The following is a 929-nucleotide window of genomic DNA, read 5'->3' on the forward strand; positions in this document are numbered from 1 at the left end:
CCTTTCCTGGCAACAGCCCTTCGATACGCTGCCACTGCGCGCTGCTCAGTTCATATCGCCGTGCCATCCATCGCTCTCCAGATCGAATCTGGAAGCCTATGAATCATGCATCAACGCGATTTTGAATCCTGAATGTCGATTGGTCCTAGTGCCGTTTGCTGCCATTCGCGATGCGGACAATGAGGTCATCGTTGTCGTCGAACTTTGCCTTTCGGAGCGATTTGGGTTTTGGGGCGAGAGCGGCCGTGAGAATGGATATCGGCCGGGTGCGCACTTGAAATGAGGTATGGAGTGACGAGGCCCAGCAGTTGGCTGTGGGATCGTCTGCCCGAGAAGGTACAGCGTTCGTGGGGCGCCATCTAGTGTAAAAGCGGGCCTCCGTGCTATGAATGGATTGTCGACGCCGTCCTAGGCCGACCGCCATTTCAGCATGCCCAAGGACGTATGTGCCGCAACATGGGCTCAAGCCACCCGCCCGCACATCTGTTGTCGATTGGCCCGCGAGGAGGGATCAGCATGTCAGAACGTCTCGACATGGGCCCGCTGCAACTTGGCGAAACGGCGCCCAATTTCGTGCTCGACGCGATTACTCACGAGGGCAAGATAGCTATTGACGATTTCCGCGGCGAGAAGCCAGTGCTGGTCGGACTGTATCGAGGTCTCCATTGTCCTTTTTGCAGGCGTCATATCGCGACGGTTTCGCTGCTCACACCGGCCCTTAACGCAAAGGGCATCGAAACCCTGACGGTGGTGAACACGCCCATCGAACGGGCACGCCTTTATCTCCGTTATCATCCGATGCCGGCTCTGCTCGCGGCGTCTGATCCTGAGCGGGCTTCACACCGCGCTTTTGGGCTCCCCAACATGCAGATCACCGAGGGCGAGAGCGCATGGCCGCACAAGGCCTCAATGAGCGATGTGAAGGCGAT

The 929-nt window shown here is 58.0% G+C and carries 2 protein-coding genes; both read left to right on the forward strand.

Annotated features, from left to right (window positions below):
- Window positions 1–283 (forward strand): hypothetical protein (locus AC04SG_RS32825; protein ID WP_488554397.1); only part of this gene is annotated, 283 nt, incomplete at its 5' end.
- A gap of 233 nt (window positions 284–516) precedes the next feature.
- Window positions 517–929: redoxin domain-containing protein (locus AC04SG_RS32830; protein WP_488554398.1), on the forward strand; the 413-nt coding region annotated here is incomplete at its 3' end.

The organism is Mesorhizobium sp. CNPSo 4684, assembly GCF_057784315.1.